The sequence below is a fragment of the Empedobacter sp. ULE_I140 genome (genome assembly GCF_053482575.1).
The window spans coordinates 2324766-2346063 of record NZ_JBQMTX010000001.1; the positions used below are offsets into that span (position 1 = coordinate 2324766).

Annotated in this window: 19 protein-coding genes; 5 read left to right on the forward strand and 14 right to left on the reverse strand. The window is 31.1% G+C overall.

The features are described from left to right. Positions 1-47: 47 nt before the first annotated feature. Positions 48-419, reverse strand: coding sequence for a hypothetical protein (locus ACTS9J_RS11080; protein ID WP_038336116.1), 372 nt, complete (start codon positions 417-419; stop codon positions 48-50). A gap of 10 nt (positions 420-429) precedes the next feature. Next, entirely contained in the window at positions 430-1086 is a 657-nt protein-coding gene (locus ACTS9J_RS11085; RefSeq protein WP_125349808.1) for a SanA/YdcF family protein, read from the reverse strand. Between the two features lie 157 nt (positions 1087-1243). On the opposite strand from ACTS9J_RS11085, the gene ACTS9J_RS11090 reads away from it, so the two are divergent. Next, positions 1244-2950, forward strand: a complete 1707-nt coding sequence (locus ACTS9J_RS11090; RefSeq protein WP_286496220.1) for a M64 family metallopeptidase — start codon at positions 1244-1246, stop codon at positions 2948-2950. A gap of 49 nt (positions 2951-2999) precedes the next feature. On the opposite strand, the gene efp is transcribed toward ACTS9J_RS11090, so the two are convergent. The 5 genes from efp to ACTS9J_RS11115 all read right to left on the reverse strand — a co-directional run bounded on the left by efp (position 3000) and on the right by ACTS9J_RS11115 (position 8087). Further along, positions 3000-3566, reverse strand: a complete 567-nt coding sequence (gene efp / locus ACTS9J_RS11095) for an elongation factor P (RefSeq protein WP_038336113.1) — start codon at positions 3564-3566, stop codon at positions 3000-3002. Between the two features lie 19 nt (positions 3567-3585). After that, a complete protein-coding gene (gene lpxA, locus ACTS9J_RS11100; protein ID WP_115002092.1) occupies positions 3586-4371 on the reverse strand; it encodes an acyl-ACP--UDP-N-acetylglucosamine O-acyltransferase in 786 nt (261 codons plus the stop codon). A gap of 17 nt (positions 4372-4388) precedes the next feature. After that, on the reverse strand, positions 4389-5777 hold the full coding sequence (locus ACTS9J_RS11105; protein ID WP_135835139.1) for a bifunctional UDP-3-O-[3-hydroxymyristoyl] N-acetylglucosamine deacetylase/3-hydroxyacyl-ACP dehydratase: 1389 nt from the start codon (positions 5775-5777) through the stop codon (positions 4389-4391). Between the two features lie 6 nt (positions 5778-5783). Then, positions 5784-6809, reverse strand: coding sequence for a UDP-3-O-(3-hydroxymyristoyl)glucosamine N-acyltransferase (gene lpxD / locus ACTS9J_RS11110; protein WP_115001039.1), 1026 nt, complete (start codon positions 6807-6809; stop codon positions 5784-5786). A gap of 87 nt (positions 6810-6896) precedes the next feature. Beyond that, the gene (locus ACTS9J_RS11115; RefSeq protein WP_291063275.1) at positions 6897-8087 is read right to left on the reverse strand and encodes an HD domain-containing protein; all 1191 of its coding nucleotides are present in this window, start codon (positions 8085-8087) and stop codon (positions 6897-6899) included. A gap of 276 nt (positions 8088-8363) precedes the next feature. Between ACTS9J_RS11115 and porX the strand changes: the two genes are divergently transcribed. The 4 genes from porX to ACTS9J_RS11135 are packed head-to-tail and all read left to right on the forward strand — an operon-like array spanning position 8364 to position 11911. After that, positions 8364-9917 (forward strand): T9SS response regulator signal transducer PorX, encoded by a 1554-nt coding sequence (porX, locus tag ACTS9J_RS11120; protein WP_291063273.1) that lies wholly within the window; start codon positions 8364-8366, stop codon positions 9915-9917. Then, entirely contained in the window at positions 9918-10322 is a 405-nt protein-coding gene (tsaE, locus tag ACTS9J_RS11125; protein WP_291090274.1) for a tRNA (adenosine(37)-N6)-threonylcarbamoyltransferase complex ATPase subunit type 1 TsaE, read from the forward strand. Positions 10323-10328: 6 nt separating this feature from the next. Further along, a complete protein-coding gene (locus tag ACTS9J_RS11130) occupies positions 10329-11534 on the forward strand; it encodes an alanine dehydrogenase (protein WP_448353240.1) in 1206 nt (401 codons plus the stop codon). A 17-nt stretch (positions 11535-11551) separates the two neighbouring features. Beyond that, positions 11552-11911, forward strand: a complete 360-nt coding sequence (locus ACTS9J_RS11135; RefSeq protein ID WP_147280013.1) for a hypothetical protein — start codon at positions 11552-11554, stop codon at positions 11909-11911. A gap of 271 nt (positions 11912-12182) precedes the next feature. Here ACTS9J_RS11135 and ACTS9J_RS11140 read toward each other — a convergent pair whose 3' ends face one another. From ACTS9J_RS11140 to ACTS9J_RS11170, 7 genes are all read right to left on the reverse strand, one after another. Then, positions 12183-13418: a porin gene (locus tag ACTS9J_RS11140; RefSeq protein ID WP_180904677.1), complete on the reverse strand. Its 1236-nt coding sequence runs from the start codon at positions 13416-13418 to the stop codon at positions 12183-12185. Between the two features lie 67 nt (positions 13419-13485). Further along, entirely contained in the window at positions 13486-14016 is a 531-nt protein-coding gene (locus ACTS9J_RS11145) for a YqiA/YcfP family alpha/beta fold hydrolase (RefSeq protein ID WP_286485445.1), read from the reverse strand. Positions 14017-14521: 505 nt separating this feature from the next. Next, complete coding sequence (locus tag ACTS9J_RS11150; protein ID WP_448353241.1) at positions 14522-15151, reverse strand: hypothetical protein; 630 nt, start codon at positions 15149-15151, stop codon at positions 14522-14524. Positions 15152-15504: 353 nt separating this feature from the next. Next, positions 15505-18519, reverse strand: coding sequence for a type I restriction endonuclease subunit R (locus ACTS9J_RS11155; RefSeq protein ID WP_448353242.1), 3015 nt, complete (start codon positions 18517-18519; stop codon positions 15505-15507). Between the two features lie 16 nt (positions 18520-18535). Further along, complete coding sequence (locus ACTS9J_RS11160; protein WP_448353243.1) at positions 18536-19609, reverse strand: DUF4917 family protein; 1074 nt, start codon at positions 19607-19609, stop codon at positions 18536-18538. 20 nt (positions 19610-19629) lie between these two features. Beyond that, positions 19630-20424, reverse strand: coding sequence for a hypothetical protein (locus tag ACTS9J_RS11165; RefSeq protein ID WP_448353244.1), 795 nt, complete (start codon positions 20422-20424; stop codon positions 19630-19632). Between the two features lie 10 nt (positions 20425-20434). Beyond that, positions 20435-21265 (reverse strand): hypothetical protein, encoded by an 831-nt coding sequence (locus ACTS9J_RS11170; protein WP_448353245.1) that lies wholly within the window; start codon positions 21263-21265, stop codon positions 20435-20437. Positions 21266-21298 lie beyond the last annotated feature (33 nt).

Sequence of the window (21298 nt, forward strand, 5' to 3'; positions counted from 1 at the left end):
AAGAGAAATCATTAGTTTGGTTTCTCTTTTTAATTCAAATAATTTTCCTAAAACATTTTCAAAAAGACACCTTCTATATAAATTCTATATAAACTAGGTTGGTATTCTCCGATTGAAATGATAACATAATACTCGGATGTTTCCTTTAAATACACATATAAATTCTCAGCGTTTCTGTAACTAGTCAAATCAACAATAAAATTATTTTTAATAATTCCTTTACAATGACTAATGATGGAAGTAAAAAGATTCTTCTCAATATTATTTTCTACAATATTTAACTCTACTAATTCTTCAAAATCAAAAGTAAAATCTAATTCATTATTTATTTTAAAATTGTGTTTACCATAAATAAAAATGCAATCAGAAGATTGAATTAGAAGCATTTTACTCATTATTTGCTTTATATCTTTATTCATTGAATAAAAATTAAATTATCTCAATTTTCTCTCCTAAAAACTTTGGTTGAACACCAAAAAAGCTATCAATAAAAACTTTCGTTCGAGCAAAATACTCGCGGATATTTGTTTTTAATCCAGCATGTTTATTGACATCTTTTGCACTGTAACCATACGCATTAATTCCGTTTTGACGTGCAATATAAACTGCTCGTTGATTGTGAAACTCTTGGGAAACTACAATAAATTCATTCTGACTAAAAATTTCCTTTGCACGAATCATAGAATCTAATGTTCTAAAACCTGCATAATCCAAATAAATCACATTTTCTGGAACTCCATTTTTTATTAAGGCTTGTTTCATTGCTTCAGGTTCGTTGTAGTTTTTTCGACCATGATCTCCACTCAAAATAAAGTACGTTACTTTTCCTGATTGATACAATTCTGTTGCAGCTTCTATACGATACGTAAAGTAATAATTTTGATAACCACTCACCAAATTTGGCGCTGTTCCCAATACAATCGCAACTTTGGTTTTAGGTAAAATCTCTAATTTATCTGTGACAAATTCTTCCGTTGAGTTTTCTATTTTATAATTTGCAAAAGCTGTGAACAAAAGACTTCCAATTCCTAAAATAAGTAAAGTATAAAAAGATTTTTTCAGAAACTTTTTGGTTTTGATTTTCATAGTTGGTTCAAGATTATTTCTTGTGTTAAAAATACAATATATTCTTCAGTTTTATAATGATTTAAGAACTCCTATCCGATAATAAATATTTAAAATCAAAATTTCATTAAAAAAATCTATCTTACTATATTGCGTATTATTTTTTCAAAATACAACTATGAGAACAAGATTATTTTTTCTAGCCACCACTCTATTTACAGTTTCAACTCTATCAGCACAAAAATTCGAAATTGATACCTTACAATATCAGGGAAGTGATAAAAACATTATCAACCTTGTTGTTTTAGCAGATGGTTATACAAAAGACGAATTAAAATATTATAAAGAAGATGCAAAACGATTTACAGACTATTTTTTCAAAACGGAACCATTAAGTCAATATATCAATTATTTTAATGTATTTGTTATAAATAGTATTTCTGAGGAATCTGGTGCAATTCACCCATATTCTACCAAAGAATGTCCCACAGAAAAAGTAGATTGGGATCAGTTACCTGAACGTTATAATAAATTTGTAAAGAAATATGAAGTTCCGAAAACTAATCCAAATACAATTTTCGGAAGTAGTTTTGATATTTCTGGAATTCATCGTTTAGTTGTTCCAACGAAAAATGAAAAGGTATTACAAGTTCTGAAAGATAATATTCCCAATTATAGTCAAGTTGTAATTCTTGTTAATTCTCCTTTTTATGGTGGTTCTGGAGGAGAATTTGCGACGACAACAGTTAATTTTAAAAGTAATGATATCGCTGTTCACGAAATTGGACATTCGTTTGCAAAATTATCAGACGAATATTGGTCTGGTCCGTTGTATACGGTTCCTGGTCCAAATAAAACACAGAATATACAAGATGTTCCTTGGAAAAATTGGATTGGGACAAATGGAATTGGAATTTATGCATATGGCGAAAAAGATGCAAGAGCACAATGGTTTCGTCCGCACGAATTCTGTAAAATGCAATATTTAATCGCGCCTTTTTGTAATGTTTGTCAAGAAGAATTTATTGAAGTAATTCATCAAAAAACAAATCCAATTATTTCTACAAAACCCGCTGTTGATACTCCTGTTAACACAGAAAACATGAATGCTTTTACTCTTAATTTAGTAAAACCAGTTCCAAATACCCTGAAAGTAAAATGGATTTTGAATAATAAATTGATTGCAGAAAATTTAGATTCTATTCATCTAAACAAAGGTCAATTCAACTTAGAAAAAAATATTTTAAGAGCTGAAGTGACGGATACAACGCAATTAGTAAGAAAAGAAAATCATGCGAATCATATGTACACAACGCAATGGGAAATTACAAAACCTAATAATGAGAGTTTAACTCCACCAGTTTTGACATGGGGTGAAAAACAAGAAAGTTGTTACAATGAACATCAGGCACTAACGGTGAAAAATCCAGAAGCAAAAGTTGAATATTTTTGGTATGATGAGCTAAATTCTACTCAACCATTTGTAAAAGGAAGCAATATTATTAGTCCAACTATTACTGAGAATAAGACTTATTATGTTGAAAGTAATTGGAACAACAAAAAATCTGAACGAAAAGCAATTCAAATTACTGTTTTAGAAAAAATTAATTTTTCTGAAAAAGTTAGTATCAAACAGAATAAAAAAGACGGAACGATTATACTTACTTTAAAAAATACTGACGATAAGAAATATAAATTCGAATGGTTGGATGAAGATGGAAATAGAATCTATAATTTCGATCCAAAAGAGAATAAAACGGTTTATAAAGGGAGTGATTCATCATCTATCACAATCAAAAATGAATTCTTAGGTTCTACAATTTTTGTCAAGAAAATAGATAAAGAAACGACATGCTCTAGCGAAAAAGTTACAATAAAATTGTAATAAAAAAAGCGACCAAAAGGTCGCTTTTTTTATCTATATTTCAGAATAATTATTCTTTAATACGTTCTACATAAGAACCATCTTCTGTGTTGATTTTTACTTTATCACCTTCGTTGATGAATAAAGGAACACGGATTTCAGCACCAGTTTCTGTCGTTGCAGGTTTTGTAGCATTTGTAGCTGTATCACCTTTAAGACCTGGCTCTGTGTATGTAATTTCCATTACAACTGTAGTTGGTAACTCAGCTGCTAAAGCTGTTTCATCAGAAGCACGGAACAAGATTTTCACTTCGTCACCAGCTTTCATAAATTGCGAATTATCAATCAAATCTTTGTTTAAATAAACTTGAGAGAAATCATCATTATTCATGAAGTGGAAACCATTATCATCTTCATATAAATATTGGTAGTTACGTGTTTCTACACGAACTTCTTCAATTTTATGACCAGCAGAGAATGTATTGTCTAATACTTTTCCGTTAGTTAATGATTTTAATTTTGTACGAACGAAAGCAGGTCCTTTACCTGGTTTTACGTGTAAAAATTCGATAATTTTATACGTATCATTATTAAAAATAATACATAAACCTTTTCTGATATCAGAAGTTGTTGCCATTTATTCTATTGTTATTTTATTAAACTCCCGAGCTATATCCTTTCATAATTCCACGATCACTTGTATTGATAAAATCAAGGATCACTTCACGATAATGTGAATCTGGGAATTTTTCTAAGATTTGTTCTACAGCCTGAGATACATTATTTTTTTGTTGATATAAAATTCTGTAAATACCTTGAATTTCGAAGATTTCTTCTGATGTAAAACCTTTTCTTCTCAATCCAATTGCATTAACTCCTGCATAAGCAACAGGATTTTTTGCAGCTTTAACATACGGAGGAACATCTTTACGAATTTGTGTCGCACCAGCTACAAAAGCATGTTCTCCAATTTTTGTAAATTGATGAACTGCACTATAACCACCAATAAAAGCGAAATCTCCAACTTCTATATGTCCTGCTAAACCAACCGCATTTACGATTACGACATTATTTCCTACAACACAATCGTGCGCGATATGTGCAGTTGCCATAATCAAACAATTGTCACCAATTTTAGTATAACCTAATGCATTAGTTCCTTTGTTTACAGTAACGCATTCACGAATTGTTGTATTGTCACCAATATATGTTAAAGTTTTTTCACCTTCGTACTTCAAATCTTGAGGCTCACCAGAAATTACCGTACCTGGATAAATTTTACAATTTTTTCCAATACGTGCTCCTGACATAATTGTTACATTAGGACCAATCCATGTTCCATCACCAATTTCTACATCTTCGTAAACAGAAGAGAAAGGGCTGATTGTAACATTTTCACCTATTATTGCAGTTGGATGAACATATGCCATCGGATGATTCATAACTTCCATTTCTTTAATTATTCTTTTGTAATAACTGCCATCATTTCTGCTTCCACAGCAATTTGATTGTTTACATATCCAATTCCTTGCATATGAACAATTCCTCTTCTAATTGGTTCAACCAACTCTAATTTAAACACCAATGTATCACCTGGAATGATTTTGCGTTTAAATTTAGCACTTTCAATTTTCATGAAATAAGTTGAATAATCTTGAGGATTTTCTAATTCTCCTAAAATCAATAACCCTCCTAATTGTGCCATTGCTTCAATTTGCAATACACCTGGCATAACAGGTTCTTTAGGAAAATGTCCAACAAAGAAAGGCTCGTTCATCGTTACATTTTTCACGCCGATTAAACCTGTTGCACTTTTAGAAATTACCTTGTCAATCAATAAGAATGGTGGACGATGTGGTAATAACTTCATGATATCATTAATATCATAAACTGGTTCTGCTGTCAAATCAAATTCTGGCACTTTATTGCGTTGCGCTAATTTAATTTGTTTGCTTAATTTCTTTGCAAAATTTGTATTGGTATGATGTCCAGGCTTTGTTGCAATAATTTTAGCCTTCAATTTTTTACCTACTAAAGCCAAATCTCCCACAACATCTAATAATTTGTGACGTGCAGCTTCATTTGGATAGTGTAAAGTCAAGTGATCCAAGATTCCATTCGGACGAATAGAAACATCATCTCTATTGAACGCTTTACATAATTTTTCTTTTGTTTCTGGCGTAATTTCTTTGTCAACATAAACAATTGCATTGTCTAAATCTCCACCTTTTACTAAACCAGCTTCCAACAATTGCTCTAACTCATGTAAGAAACAAAATGTTCTTGCTTGAGAGATATCTTGTTTGAAGTTTTTGATAGATGTTAAAGTTGCATTTTGAGTTCCCAAAACTTTCGTTCCGAAATCTACCATTGCTGTAACTTGGTATTCATCTGCAGGAATCGCAGTGATTTCTGATCCTGTTTCTGGATCTACATACGTTACAATTTCTTTAATTCTATAATATTCTCTGTCTTTATCTTGCTCTACAATTCCAGCAGATTCTATTGCTTCAACGAAAAAACGAGAAGAACCGTCCATAATTGGTGGTTCTGCATTGTCAATTTCAATGTAACAATTATCAATATCCATACCTACCAAAGCCGCCAAAACGTGCTCTGTTGTATGTACTTTAACTCCTTTCTTCTCTAAAGTTGTTCCTCTAGCTGTACTCACAACATATTGTGCATCAGCTTCTACTTGAGGTTGACCTTCTAAATCTGTTCTAACAAATACAAATCCTGTATCTGGTTCGGCTGGTTTAAATGTTAAGGTAACAAATTTACCTGTATGTAAGCCAACACCTTTTAGAACGGCTTCATTCGCTAAAGTTTTTTGTTTATCAGACATTAACTTTTACTTTTGTTTGTTCTCTTTTTCTAATTTATCGATTCGTTTCACAATTTCTGGAAACTTTCTAAAATGTACATACGATTTTCTAAAGCTTGACGCTTCGATTGCTGGCGAACCATACAATTGCGTTTTACTTTCTACATCACCATTAATACCACTCTGAGCTTGTACTTGTACAAAATCTCCGATTGTCAAATGACCTGCGATACCAACTTGACCTCCAATCATACAATTACGTCCAATTTTTGTAGATCCTGCTACTCCACTTTGCGAAGCAATAACAGTATTCTCTCCAATTTGAACGTTGTGAGCAATTTGAATTTGGTTATCTAATTTTACTCCTTTACGAATAATTGTAGATCCCATTGTTGCTCTATCTATTGTTGATCCTGCTCCAATTTCGACATTATCTTCAATCAAAACATTTCCTATTTGAGGAATTTTTTCGAAAGAACCATCTGGATTTGGCGCAAAACCGAAACCATCAGCACCAATCACAACATTAGAATGAATGATACAATTTTGACCAATTTCACACTCTTCATACACTTGTACGCCTGAATGTAAAACGGTATTATCACCAATCTTAGCATGATCGCCAATCGTTACATTTGGATATATTTTTACATTATTCCCAATCGAAACATTAGCTCCAATATAAGAAAAACTTCCAACATATACATTATCTCCTAGTTGCGCAGTAGAATTTACTTTCGTATATTCTTCTATTCCAACTTTATTATTTTTTATCGTATTGTAATACTGCAACAGCTTTGTAAAGGCTTGATATGCATCTTCAACCACAATCAATGTAGACGAAATAGAATCTGTTGCCACAAAATCCTTACTCACAATCACAATAGAAGCGTTTGTTGTATAGATAAAATGCTCGTATTTCGGATTAGCCAAAAACGAAATCGAACCTTCTTTTCCTTCCTCTATCTTCGATAATGTGGAAACCTCTACATTTGCATCACCTGTTACGGTTCCTTGCAATAATTGCGCAATCTCTGCAGCTTTAAATTTCATAGTCTGCAAAACTAATAATTATTCTTAAATTTATAAAATGATTATTTAAGTTATTTAACTTTTTTGTCAAATTCTTCAAATCACTATTTAAACGCTGTGGTAATGATATTTTGTAATTTCTTGTTGCAAAAATTGCGTTAACAAACTTTTTTCTGAACTCGAAATTTCTTTTACCTCACCATTTTTATATAAAACCTTTATTGGACTTTTTGATTTTTCGTACGGAATAATTTTTATCGTTGTTTGTTCCACAAAATAACTTGCATCATCAATTCCTAAAGCATTTTCTACTCTATTTTTTTCAACCAAAATTTCTTCTTCGGATAATTTTGTATCCATCAAATATGATTTTGGTAATGTACGCTGAATGATATTTTTTGATAATTTACTCAAAATTAAATCATCATGAAACTGCCATTCTTTTATCGCTGATAAAACATCCGAGTCGTCCAAACGGGTAAAAATTTCTAATCCTTCTTTCGATAAACTTCCTACTTCATTTTCTTCTAAAAAATATTTAAAAGCAAACGTTGCAAAAAGATTTTCTCCCGCTTTTGTCAATTCTTTCGCTCTTCTCAAAACGCTAATCAAAAAATTCTCTGCTGTAAACGATTTCTTATGCATGTACACTTGCATGTACATAAACATACGCGCCATCAAAAATTTCTCGACCGACGAAATTCCCTTTGCTTCTATCACCAACTCATCATTCGAGACATTCATCATTGAGATAATTCGTTCCGGATTGATATTTCCTTCTACCACTCCTGTGTAAAAACTATCGCGCTTCAAATAATCCATGCGATCGCAATCCAACTGACTCGAAACTAATTGTGACAAGAACTTTTTCGGATAATTTCCTTTAAAAATTTGAATAGCTAGAGCTAATCGATTATCAAAAATTTGATTCAATTCTTCCATCAAACGAAGCGAAACTTCTTCGTGATGCGAACCATTAATTATAGAATGTTCAAGAGAATGAGAAAAAGGTCCGTGTCCCAAATCATGCAATAAAATCGCGATTAAAGCTCCATTTTCTTCTTCTGGAGTAATGTCGACGTTTTTTCTTTTGAGAATATTTAAGGCTTTTTGCATCAAATGCATACAACCTAAAGCGTGATGAAAACGAGAATGTCTCGCTCCTGGATAAACCATTTCTGTTAATCCAGTTTGCGTAATTCTACGAAGTCGCTGAAAATATGGATGTTGAATAATCTGATAAATAAGCTCGTTTGGAATCGTAATAAATCCATGAACTGGATCATTTACTATCTTCAACTTATTATTGTTTAATGGATTCAAACGTACTGTTTTGTCGGCAAAGATAAGAATTTTTACTCATTCAGAACGTTACTTTTTTGATTAAGAATAGTTTTTATAAAATATTTTAGATAAAAATCATTTTTGGAATTATTTATGCTAAATAATCATCGCAAATTTTGGGAAAACTACAATTTTGTTTAACATACAATTTTGATTTTAACATTTCCGTAATCGCTATATTTGGAATAATTCTAAAAGTAGAAATCAATATAAAAAATAAAAATATAACAAATGGCTATAAAAATTTTATGGATTGATGATGAAATCGATTTATTGAAACCACACCAACTTTTTTTAGAGAAGAAAGGTTACGAAACTACAATGATAAATAATGCGACTGATGCATTAGAAGAAATAGAAAAAGAGAACTTTGCGGCGGTTTTAATCGACGAAAATATGCCAGGTTTAAGCGGTTTGGAAGCTTTACCAAAAATTAAAGAATTACGTCCAAATCTTCCTGTTATTATGGTCACAAAAAGTGAGGAAGAACATATCATGGAAGATGCAATTGGCTCACATATAGCAGATTATTTAATTAAACCGGTTAATCCAAATCAGATTTTATTGAGTTTGAAAAAGATTTTGGACGCATCGAAAATTATTTCTGAAAAAACAGTGATCAATTATCAACAGGAATTCAGAAATATCACAATGGATATGATGAATGCACGCGATTATGAGGATTGGCAAGAAATTTATAAAAAATTAGTTTTTTGGGAACTTGAACTTGAAAATATCGAAGATACAGCACTTTCTCAAATCATCGAAAACCAGAAAAGTGAAGCAAATGCAGCTTTCTTCAAATTTATAGAACGTAATTACGAAGATTGGTTGCACGAGGACGAAGATCGTCCCGTTTTATCGCATACAATTTTCAATCAATTGGTTCGACCTCATCTTGGAAAAGATAAAAATGTTTTATTGATTATGGTGGATAATTTACGCTACGATCAATGGAAAGTTATTGAGCCAATTTTCAATCGTTATTATAATTCAGAAGCCGAAAATTTATATTATAGTATTTTACCCTCGGCAACTCAATATGCGAGGAATGCGTTCTTTTCGGGTTTAATGCCGTTGGAAATTGAGAAAAAATATCCTGAATATTGGTTGAATGATACCGATGAAGGAAATAAAAATATGTACGAAAAAGAATTGTTAGGAGAACAATTAAAACGTCTTGGTTTTGGCGATTTATCGTATAATTATTTCAAAATTTTAAATTCTGATTTCGAGAAAAAAATTGCAGATGATTTTAATAATTACAAAAAGAATAATCTAAATGTAATTGTCTACAACTTTATCGATATTCTTTCGCATGCGAAAACAGACAACAAAATTGTTGGAGAAATTATTCGTGATGATAAAACGTATCGTTCGATCACAAAACATTGGTTTGAGAATTCATATTTAATGGAAATTGTGAAAAAAGCGGCGCAAGAAAAGATGAAAATTATTGTAACAACCGATCATGGAACAATTTACGTAAAAGAGCCTACGAAGGTGATTGGCGACAAAGAAGCGAGTACAAATTTGCGTTATAAATTGGGGAAACAATTGCAATACGATCCGAAAGATGTTTTGGCGGTTGAGCAACCAGAAAAATTCCTTTTACCTAAGGTTAATGTTACGTCAAAGTATATCTTTGCAAAAGAAAATTTATTTTTAACGTATCCAAAAAATTACAATCATTTCGTTAATTATTACAAAAACACTTACCAACACGGTGGAATTTCGTTGGAGGAAATAATTATCCCAATGGTTGTTTTAACACCAAAAATTTAAATGGAATTTATCATCAATAATTTAGACGAATTACCAGAAGTTGCTCAAAAAATAATCGATCAACTTCAGTATAAATTAATCACTTTCGAAGGAGAAATGGGAGCTGGAAAAACAACTTTTATCAAAGAGTTTGTAAAAGCTTTGGGAACAAATGATGAAGTTTCGAGCCCGACTTTTTCGATTGTAAATGAATATGACACAGATAAAGGAAAAGTTTATCATTTCGATTTTTATCGTCTAAATCATGAAGATGAAGCCTTAGATTTTGGGATTGAAGAATATTTATATTCTAATCAATATTGTTTAATGGAATGGCCAAATAAAATTGCTAACTTTATACCAGATGAGCACCACACAATTACATTGAAAAATGTAGATGGCGTTCGTCATTTAAATTTTAGTTAATAGTATATGGACGGAAAAAATATTTTCACGCCTTTTTCTCAGGAAGATCTTATTCCTCAACCCGAGCGTTTAGAGATTCCTCATAAGAAAGAACGCTTTGATATTGGAATTCCAAAAGAAACAAATAATCAAGAAAAAAGAATTTGTCTTTCTCCTGATGCAGTCGAAATTTTAGTCAATAATGGACATCAAGTTACGATAGAAACCGGAGCAGGAGAAGGTGCAAATTATTCGGATAAAGAATATTCGGAAGCAGGCGCGCAAATTTCTTACAATACGCAAGCCGTTTTCGAGAAACCTATTATTCTAAAAGTTGGTCCACTTACTTTAGATGAAATTGATTGGGTGAAACCAAATGCATTGATTATTTCATCTGTCCCAACAAATACTTTAAGACGCGAATATTTTCAGAAATTAATTACAAAACGTGTAAACGCTGTTGGATTTGAATTTATTCGTGATGAACAAAATCATTTACCAGTCGTTCGTTTATTAAGTGAAATTGCAGGAACAACGGCAATTTTAGTCGCAAGCGAATTGATGTCTTCTACAAACGGAGGAAACGGAATTTTGATGGGCGGTGTAACAGGCGTTCGACCAACAGAAGTCGTGATTCTTGGAGCTGGAACGGTTGCAGAAAATGCGACAAGAACAGCTTTAGGTTTAGGCGCTTCGGTTCGTGTTTTTGATAATTCATTAACAAGATTAAGACGATTACAGCAAAATATCGGTCAACGAGTTTCTACTTCTACATTAGATCCAAAAGAATTAGGAAAAGCTTTGCGACGTTGCGATTTAGCAATAGGTGCTCTTCGAGGAGAAACACGTACACCTTGTGTTGTAACTGAGATGATGGTGCAAAATATGAAAGCTGGCGCTGTGATTATTGATGTGAGCATTGATCAAGGTGGATGTTTCGAAACATCTGAATTAACAACTCATGATCATCCAATTATTATTAAGAATGATATAATTCATTATGCGGTTTCTAACATCACTTCTCGCGTCGCACGTACCTCTACCAAAGCGTTGAGCAATTATTTCTTGTCCTATTTATTCCAAATTTCAGAAGAATCTGGTTTTGCGAATGTGGTACAATCGGATAAAACTATAAGAAATGGCGTATATTTGTACAAAGGAAGAATTGTAAAAAAGAACTTATGTGATTGGTTTGATTTACCATTTCACGACATTAATTTATTGATCATATGACGTTTACGCAAAGATTTATGAAGTATTTGATGGGAGTTGGAATTGGGTTAGTTTTCGTCGCAATGGCGTTTGGACCTCGTGCTTTCTCATGTAATTACTTTCCAAATGCAAGGGTTTTGGATGAAGCTTTTTCAAAAAGATTAGCTATTTCACCAGAAGCTCAGGCATTTTTAAAAGCAGAAAATTTAGATTCTACATTCTTGAAAAAAGAATTATTCAAAAGAAGTAAAGTTGATTTTGATCACTCGAAAAAAGATCAGGTTCCTTGTAGAGAATATTTGGCAAACTATAAAAGCAAAGACAATACGAAAGATTATGATTTTGTATTAGAAATTTGTAAAGAAGATTCGAAATTAGTTTCCATCAAAAAGAAATAAAACAAAAAAACCACTTCGTTTGAAGTGGTTTTTTTGTTTTATGATTAATTTATAAATTTCAAAATTACTAAAACAATTACGAAGATTAATATTGCGACAATAATTACATCTTTAAATTGTACTTTTTTAGTTCCGAACTCTACGTTTCGGTTTAAACTTTTTCTTTTTTTATTGGCTTGCATGGGTTGATATTAGACTGCAAATTTATTAAATATTATCAAATATCAAACCTTTATTTTATTCTAAGATATTTAATTTACAATAAGATATCTTAAATTCCAATTTCTATCTGAAAACGCGCATACCAGTTGTTTTTCTTTTCCAAATTATAGAATTTTTGTTGTTCGTACGTAAATTCTGCTTGTAATTTGAAAGCATGTTCCCAAATATATTTTGTCAAACCTAATGTGAATTGGTTTGTATTTGGCGTAAACTCAAAAATATCTTTATCTACTGTTTGAGTTGAATAACGTCCTATCACCTCCCAATGTTTCGGAAATGTGTACGAACCTTGAAAATCCATCCCTTCTCCATTATAAATATAATTAAAATCAGAAATATCCGCAGGGTTATAAAATAATACATTATCCGAATTACGATTCATATAAGAATACATCAAATTCCATCCACGATATTTTAACATCGCATCCAAAAACAATGATTTTATATTAGCTGTTCCTCCACCTACAATATCATCTCCTAACATTCCCGCCGTTCTATGCGCTCTATCATTATAACTATAAGCTCCCGAAAGCATCAATTTTGGTGTTTGTTCATGAACTAAATCACCTTCATAATTGCTCCCTCCTTTTGTAAATTCTCCAAGTGGAAACAACTCAACTTTTCCTGTATAAGCTAAACCAGTATCTTTAAAATTTGTCCAATTTCGTCCTTCACCAGTAGAAATAGCTCCTCTCAAAATATATGAGAATTTTTCTTGATTTCTTTTATTGTATAAGACTTGAAATCCAAAATCGCGATCGATATTAAAGTCTGCATTATTGATAGATCGATCCGTTAATTGTAATGCTCCAGAAGAATTAACACGTTGTCTATTTCCTGGAAGTTTTGTTTGACCAAATCCTAAACTCCAATGTTTATTTGGGTAATAGAAGATCATCGCATCACGAATAATATTCGTATTCTTCCCCTCTTCTGCTTTTCCTACATCACCTGCTGCAAAAGATAATTGCATCGAATAACCAAATTTTGGATCTCCGATATATCCATCAAAACGCAATCTTAAACGACGAATTTGTCCATCAATATTATCTTCTTCTCCATCGTTATGATTATAACTAATGCGATTTTGCATACGAAATCTAATGTTGACCTGATAAAGACTATCTGGAGAAGTAATTCCCAATCCGTTACCATAGCTATAATAGGGCGACATCATATTCTTAAAATCCTGTACAGTTTTCTTTTTAGATTCTGTAGAATCTTTTACTTGCGCATACGAACTGATTGAAAATACAATAAGTATTAATATTAAAAATTGCCTCATGTTTATTTGTTTCTTGATTCGTGTGCAAAAATGCAGTTAATAAAATTAAATAATTGTAAAGCGTAAATTAAATTAACGTTAACAATGACTCGAAGTTACGTATTCGATGATTGTCATCAATTTCTATGATTTCGATTTGTTGTGGAAAAATATTTTGTTGAATTTCGAAGAAAGTTTTTAGTTTTTCAAAATCCAAAACTTCATCATGCACAGAAAGAAAAACCGTTGTATTTTCGAAACGATTCATATCAACTAAATACTGCGAAAGATTTTCAGGAAAATTATTTTCGACTTTCATTGAAACATCAACCAAAGGATTTAACAAAATCAATTCGCTCGATTTTCCATTTTCCTTTAATTTTTGTTGCAATTGCCAACCAAAATTCCCTCCAGTAGAACTTCCTATAATTGCCAAATCATTTACCAAACCTTTTAAATGTTCGTAAGCTTCAAATAAAATAGTTGCAATATTCTCCTCCGTTTTCCATTCAATACAAATCGCTGAAGGATATTTTTTTAGAATAGTTTTGAATTTAGTTGAATTTGCCGAACTATTTAGTCCATGGATATAAACAATTTGTCGATTATTTGTATTCATATTCAGTGCAATTAAACCTTTAAATTAAACTTTTTCAATAAGTTAATCAAAATGAATTGTAAATTTAACAATATAATTGTGTTGTAAGAAATTCTTTTGACAAAAAAAGCGACCAAATAAATTTGATCGCTTTTATTATTTTGTAAAGTTATTTCTCAAGATCGAAGCCCCAATCAATTCCTTTCTTAATGCATTAAACCACTGAAATTAAATGATTTAAAAAATGTGTTTTTATCAAGAGTGAGAATTAGGGGGATTTTTGGATAAATTGGTTTTCTATAAAGAGTCCACTATTTCTTCAATAAAGATATGAAAAATACTTATATTAACATATCTTTATTACGTAATATCTACAATAATTTTAACTCTATAAATATTATTAAAAGTTACCAATTTATCCCAAGTAAAATTTCAAATACAAATCTATTCAATTGATCATCAAATTATTTACAATAAGAACTAGATAATTTACACAAAAATAAAAATTATCATTAATAACCAGTATTTAAGCCCATTTCTGAGTAACTACGTTCAAGTAAATAATAAATGATTCTTTGCTAATATAATCTAAAAAGCATTGGTGGTCTCTCATTGGCGATATCTCAACTGGAGCAAACGATTTTTCCCCATTCTTACTTATCGCTATTTTTTGATTTAATTTCAGTTCAATATTTATTATCTGGTTAAGATAATTATATGTGGAATTAATGTCTCCAGTTGAAGCAAAATGCACATGGGTATAACCATCGTCATCAATTTCAATGCTATAGTACATATCATCTTTTTTAGAGTATTCAAAAAATTTTAAAACCAAATCATCATAAAATACAACATCTGATGAGTCTTTGAAATTGATCGTTACAACAGTAATATAATTTCTTGAAGTTTTAGATTCAAATTCTTTAATAATTTTGACTGGTTTCTTTGATTCCTTTGGTTTTCTCTTTCGCGCTCCTATTCTCTCTATTTCGTCTATCAAAATTTCATATTGTATTTTATTATTTTTTGTCAGAGATTTAATTACGGAATTATCGCCAGCTATAAAGGCTTTAGAAGCATTTCTCATTAATTGTTTTGAACCAAGAGTAGTTAGGTTATTTTCTACAAAGTATCTTATTGGTTTATATTCTTTCATATATATCTTACATAAGAGCGTAATGAGCCCTTTTTATATATACATAGTAACCAATTGCAAAAAAGTCAAGTTATGACCTAAAATAATTTTGACAATAAATATCAAGTGTTTAAAATACAATTATTTATGAATTTATATTTTTTAAAAAAAAATTATACAAAAACCTTAATATTCAATATTATTGAAAATTATGTCCAATTAAATAGACTATTAATAATAAATTTTATAAAATATTTTTTTCGACAACCTGCTCCAAATTATTACCTATAAGGTAGGGAGGGTAATTTAACAGGATACGGAAGGAGGACTCCAGAGGGAGGAGTATAAAAAAGCAGGAACTAATCCTGCTTCAATTATCTTCTTAAAAATCTTTGTGTACTATTCAGCATATCCTGCTTGAAATGCTCATCAGTTAATTTCTTCGCAAACTCTATTTGAAATTTACGCATACTTAATGCAACCTCATCAAATATCTTTTTATACGCCAATTGTTTGGTATGCTCATCTGGATTATTAAGATACTTTGTCTCATAATCTGGATGGGTAATAACTTTATCCGTAAATGTAAAGAATAATTGACGTTTATCTTCTGGGGTAGCATCCCAGTTCGCAAACCAACGTTCGTTAAAATCACGAATAATTTCTTCTAGTCTAGCTTTATCATCATCAGCATGCGCACCTCGTGGTAAATTGCCAGTTGCATCTAAAGAAGTTTCGTTATCATCAAGATCTAATTTTTCATTCAATTTAACTCGTTCGATACCATAAGTAGCAAGATCAACAGATTCTAGCAATTCGTCTAGTATTTCGTCTTCCTTGCGCTTTACAATCATTTTAGGAATTAAAAATTTGGCAAACCAAAATAATTTTTCCCATTCCAATTTTTCGAACGGAATAATGGCAGCTACTTGTCCATAAACCTTTACAAATTGTTTAGCCTTAATTTTTAGATCAGCTTTCTCATCATCATTTAAATCTAAATCTGAATTAAATCGTTGTGCCGCAACATCTATAATTGGGCTTAGCAATTCTGCTGGTTCACCTTTAAAAAATCTGGTATTAAAATCTTCCACTTCGTACCATTCATAAACTCCAGAATCATCAAGTTCTTCTTTCAATTCGTGTAATACATTCACATCAGTTGCTTTTGACAACGATGTTGAGGTATAATACGGATCAAATGATCGTTTGATATCTTCCGAGTCATTAAAGAAATCCAACACAAATAAATCTTCTGTTTTCTTACCCAATTTTGGATTCGAACGGTTTAAACGCGATAAAGCCTGTACGCATAAAACTCCTTGTAGTTTCTTATCTACATACATTGCTGTTAATTTAGGTTGATCAAATCCTGTAAGGTATTTATTCGCAACAACTAATATCTTGTACTCATCTGTGTCAAATTTATCTTTCGTTTCCGTGTCAGGGAATCCATTCATTCCAGACTCAGTATGTTCAACACCATTAATCATTTTTGTTCCAGAAAATGCTACGACCACTTTGAATGGATTATTTTTTTCTTCTAAAATTTTCTTGATTTCTTTGTAATAACGAATTGCAGATTCTATGCTTTGTGTTACAACCATTGCTTTCGCTTTCCCTTTTAATAATTTTCGATCATAAATTTGTTGTACAAAATGATCTAGCATAATTCTTGCTTTTGCTTCTATCGTTCGCTCATCACGTTCCACAAAAGCTTTTAATTTTTGTTGGGCTTTTTTTGTATTAAATTCAGGATCATCTTCTATTGATTTCTGAAGTTGATAATAACTTTTATATGTGGTATAATTCGATAAAACATCCAAGATAAATCCTTCTTCTATTGCTTGTTTCATCGAATACAAGTGAAAAGGCTTAAATGAACCATCATCCTGTTTAACGCCGAATCGTTCTAAAGTAGCATTTTTAGGCGTTGCTGTAAAAGCAAAATAAGATGCATTAGATCTCATTTTTCTGGCTTCCATTGCACGAAGAATTAAATCTTGACCATCTACTTCACCTTCTTCATTTGTTTCTAGTTTCCCCAGAACTTGGTTCATTTTATCCGCAGCGGTTCCACCTTGTGATGAATGTGCTTCATCTATAATTACAGCGAAACGTTTATCTCCCATTTCATCAACATTATCAATTACAAAAGGGAATTTTTGGATGGTTGTGATAATCACCCTTTTTCCGCCCTCTAGTGCGAGTTTTAAGTCATTGGATGAATAAGCAGCTCCAATTATATTTTTAATATCTGAGAAGCTCTTAATATTATCTCTCAGCTGTTTATCTAATATACGTCTGTCTGTTACTACAATAACAGAATCAAACATTGGATTGCCATCTGTATTTTCTAATTCAATTAATTGGAATGCAGCCCAAGTAATTGAATTTGATTTTCCAGATCCAGCAGAATGTTGAATAAGATATGTTCCACCTACGCCATTTGTTTGTACATCGTCAATTAATTTTGATACCACATCCAATTGGTGATAACGAGGAAAGATGTAAAACTTTTTACTTAACGGATCTTTGTCTGCACCTTCTAACAACATAAAATGTTGTATGATTTTGGCAATATTTTCTTTTTGAAAAACTTCTTCCCACAAATAAGCCGATTTATGCCCATTTGGATTAACAGGGTTTCCTTTCCCTAAGTTGTTTCCTTTATTGAAAGGTAAGAAAAAAGTGTCTTTGCCTTGTAATTTCGTTGTCATATACACTTCGTCTGTATCTACAGCAAAATGCACCAAACAACGACCAAACTCTAATAATGGTTGTTTAAAGTCTCGTGTAAATTTATATTGATGAATTCCTTGTACAGCAGCTGTTTGTCCTGTCCAAGGATTTTTAAGTTCAATCGTACAAAACGGTAAACCATTGATGAAAATTACCATATCAATTTCTTCACCCGTATTTACCGAAGAATACCTTAATTGACGCGTAATTGAAAATTGATTTTTCTTGAAGTTATCTTTGATCGATTGCGCACTACTTGCACTTGGAGCTTCGTAGAATAAAGTGAAATGAGCATTGTCGACATCCAATCCTTTTTTAAGTAAATGCAACAATCCTTTTTTCTTGATCATTCGCTCGAAACGTTCCAAGATCTTTAATTGCCAATCTGGAGAAACTTTTAATTTTTCTAATTCTTCTTTATGTGTACTTTCTAAAAAATCCCAGAAACGCTTGCTATCAATGGCATACTTTTTATCAAAATCAGTTGGCGATCCAATGTAATATTTGTTTGCAGTAATATAGCTTTGATTATCTTCGTTGAATACGGATAAGGATTTACCTTCGTTTTTTAAATCTTCCATGGAAATACCAACAAGGTATTTTTCAATTGAAGATTCTAGTGCTTGTTCGTTATAGTGAGTTGACATTAAATAATCATTTTAATTACCTCCAAATATTTGCAGTCTGTGCATTATATACATTTACTTTACAATCAAATTTGTGCTGAATATTCTTGATATGTTCTAAATCACCTTCAGAATAAACCCCAATATAAACACTAAAAAGTTTATCTCCCGATTGTGCACCACGTTTTGCAGCTTTGTTCAAAGCTTCAATAATGTGTTCATCATATTCTCCAAAGTTAAAACCAAAAGAAATAAGAGAACCTGTTATTTTAGATAAACTCTCATAACAAAAAGTAAGATATCTATTATGATAAATCTGATTCAATTTTTCAGTTCCATTACCTGCTGTAACAAAAACTGGATATTCTTTACGATGCATTCTCTCCTTAATATTAGTCAGTAAATATTTACTATCTCTATAAATTTCTTTTTCTATCTCTGTACCTGTGTCAAATATTGGAAGAGTTCCGTGCAAATAAAAAACAGTTTGCTCGTCTTTATACTTCCCCCATAATAAATCATCATATACTGGATCATCTCCTTTGCTCATTTCTACAGGATTTAAAAGTTCATGTCCAAAACCATCTATAGATTTTTTGGAATTATTTCTCATTAATATCCAATATAGAAGTAAATCATAATTTGTGGAAAAAACTTTTCCTCCATTGGACAAATATTCATCCAAAAAGTTGTAACAAGATTGACTTTCATTGTTAGGTACTTCAAAAACGTGTTCAGGGTGTAATGAACTTACAGCTTCAATAAGACTCTCTTGTAATCTTTGATTAGAATGTTCTAACGCCTCAATCATTGAACCTGTATTATCGAACGCTTTGGCAATTTCAATAAAATTATCAAGTTGTCTCATTACTAATTCAAAATTCTTAGTATTAATTACTTCAAACAATTTAAACAAAGTAGAATCTTCTAACTTTTCAATAAAATCATACAGAGCATTATATGAAAAAATTTTATGATCATAAGCCATACTAAATCCATTCCCCATTATTAAATGCTTTGGAGTAACTCGACTATTTAGTTTCATTAATACAGATTGATAGCTCGACAAATCATCAAATTTCAAATCAAAAGATATATTATTTTTAGCCATAGTAATTTTTAGATATTTTATTAGTTTGTTAAATTAGCAAAAGGTCGTTGCCCAAATTGCGTAATAAACTGTTTGATTAATTTTTTTTCTATTTCTCTCGGATCGTTATTTGGTGTGGGTAGCCAACAAACTTTTAATTGGTACGGATTGTTGATTTGCCAAATCAACCGACCACCCCAATGCCCTACCGATTTTCCGTTACCGAAATCAAAATATTGTTTTAATCTTGAATATAAAGTTGCCGATCCTGTTAACGATCCAGCTTTACCGATATAAAGAATGTTTGATTGGTTTACCCAATTTTGATTCAGCTCATCCAGAGATACATTTGGATTTTTTTGTTTAAAAAAACCTCCTGTACCAACCTCTTCAAATTTTGGATTGATGTTTTCTGAATAAATGATATAAACACCTTTAGTTTTGGGAATCAAGCTTAAATCTTTATAAACACTTTCTATTGTTACAAAACCTTGATATCCTAACTTTTTTAAACTAGAAATGACATTATTTTTTAAATTAACTGTAAAATCAAAAGTTTCTTTATTAACGACATTAATTGGTGTATTTACCTTTACTTTTTTGAAAACTTTATTAGAGACAACCGACTTATTAGTATCACCTACAATTTTAACCACTCGTTTAAAATCTGTTACCGTGTAACCACCAGAAATACCAAAATCTGAAGCATAAAAACCTAAATCACGAATTTTATTCCGGATACTTTTTTGTTGAGAAGATTCGGCTTCACATTTTTGCTTTATTAAAGCTTCTAGACGAACAGCCTCTTCTTTGGTAAAAATAGATTTTCCTTTCATAACAATTTATTTACCTCTTTGCGAAAACATGAATTTGGTTATATGGTTTAAGTTGTTCTTTTAAAAGCAAATATTCTTCAACAGTTAAAGAAGGGGCAACGACTGTATATTCATCTATAAGTTCCCATTTTTCTGGTAAATTTTGATTTAATACATCATTGGTTACCAAAACCATATTATCTATAGTTCCGTTGGTTTCTTCATCAGAAAATAATAAATAATCATACTTACTTAAAACATAATTTGTTGAACGATTAACCAATTTCACCTCTTTTTTTGTTTCTTCATCATTACCAATCATCATTACTTGATCGCTCTCACTTTCTGGTAAATGATATTGAACTTTCAAAAACAAATCCATCAATCTTTGATCCCAACCTTCTACTTCCGGCTGTAACTTATTTAGAACATTAACTCCTATATGAAATTGACGTTGTGTACCAAATAAAGTAATCGTTTCATTGTTCAGTTGCACCATCATTTTAATGATATTAGCGTCACTTTCTAAGGTATTGAAACGTAATTTTTCAACATTATTATATTTCCAAGGTTCGTTGTCGAATAAAATTACAGCTGATTTTTGAAAGTCTAAAAAATATTGAACCAACACTTTAGCTATAGAATAATCTGCTTGCGACGACATAGAGGTACAACGTATTTCGTACCCATAATTTTCTTTCCAGAAATCTACACCTCGCGTTGATTGATCCTGAATATAAAAGTATAATCCTTCATCAGATTTTTTAATTGCATTAATACTACCTAAAGTAGCTTCTAAATAATAATACAAATGATCTGGATCTATTAATTGTTGGGTATGTATTTCTATATGTTGGCTCATAGTGTTTATTTATAGTCGTTTAGTTGGTATTGA

Coding starts and splice junctions, on each gene's coding strand:
- ACTS9J_RS11080 (WP_038336116.1), bottom strand. CDS start 419: ATGAATAAAGATATAAAGCAAATAATGAGTAAAATGCTTCTAATTCAA.
- ACTS9J_RS11085 (WP_125349808.1), bottom strand. CDS start 1,086: ATGAAAATCAAAACCAAAAAGTTTCTGAAAAAATCTTTTTATACTTTA.
- ACTS9J_RS11090 (WP_286496220.1), top strand. CDS start 1,244: ATGAGAACAAGATTATTTTTTCTAGCCACCACTCTATTTACAGTTTCA.
- efp (WP_038336113.1), bottom strand. CDS start 3,566: ATGGCAACAACTTCTGATATCAGAAAAGGTTTATGTATTATTTTTAAT.
- lpxA (WP_115002092.1), bottom strand. CDS start 4,371: ATGAATCATCCGATGGCATATGTTCATCCAACTGCAATAATAGGTGAA.
- ACTS9J_RS11105 (WP_135835139.1), bottom strand. CDS start 5,777: ATGTCTGATAAACAAAAAACTTTAGCGAATGAAGCCGTTCTAAAAGGT.
- lpxD (WP_115001039.1), bottom strand. CDS start 6,809: ATGAAATTTAAAGCTGCAGAGATTGCGCAATTATTGCAAGGAACCGTA.
- porX (WP_291063273.1), top strand. CDS start 8,364: ATGGCTATAAAAATTTTATGGATTGATGATGAAATCGATTTATTGAAA.
- tsaE (WP_291090274.1), top strand. CDS start 9,918: ATGGAATTTATCATCAATAATTTAGACGAATTACCAGAAGTTGCTCAA.
- ACTS9J_RS11130 (WP_448353240.1), top strand. CDS start 10,329: ATGGACGGAAAAAATATTTTCACGCCTTTTTCTCAGGAAGATCTTATT.
- ACTS9J_RS11135 (WP_147280013.1), top strand. CDS start 11,552: ATGAAGTATTTGATGGGAGTTGGAATTGGGTTAGTTTTCGTCGCAATG.
- ACTS9J_RS11140 (WP_180904677.1), bottom strand. CDS start 13,418: ATGAGGCAATTTTTAATATTAATACTTATTGTATTTTCAATCAGTTCG.
- ACTS9J_RS11145 (WP_286485445.1), bottom strand. CDS start 14,016: ATGAATACAAATAATCGACAAATTGTTTATATCCATGGACTAAATAGT.
- ACTS9J_RS11150 (WP_448353241.1), bottom strand. CDS start 15,151: ATGAAAGAATATAAACCAATAAGATACTTTGTAGAAAATAACCTAACT.
- ACTS9J_RS11155 (WP_448353242.1), bottom strand. CDS start 18,519: ATGTCAACTCACTATAACGAACAAGCACTAGAATCTTCAATTGAAAAA.
- ACTS9J_RS11160 (WP_448353243.1), bottom strand. CDS start 19,609: ATGGCTAAAAATAATATATCTTTTGATTTGAAATTTGATGATTTGTCG.
- ACTS9J_RS11165 (WP_448353244.1), bottom strand. CDS start 20,424: ATGAAAGGAAAATCTATTTTTACCAAAGAAGAGGCTGTTCGTCTAGAA.
- ACTS9J_RS11170 (WP_448353245.1), bottom strand. CDS start 21,265: ATGAGCCAACATATAGAAATACATACCCAACAATTAATAGATCCAGAT.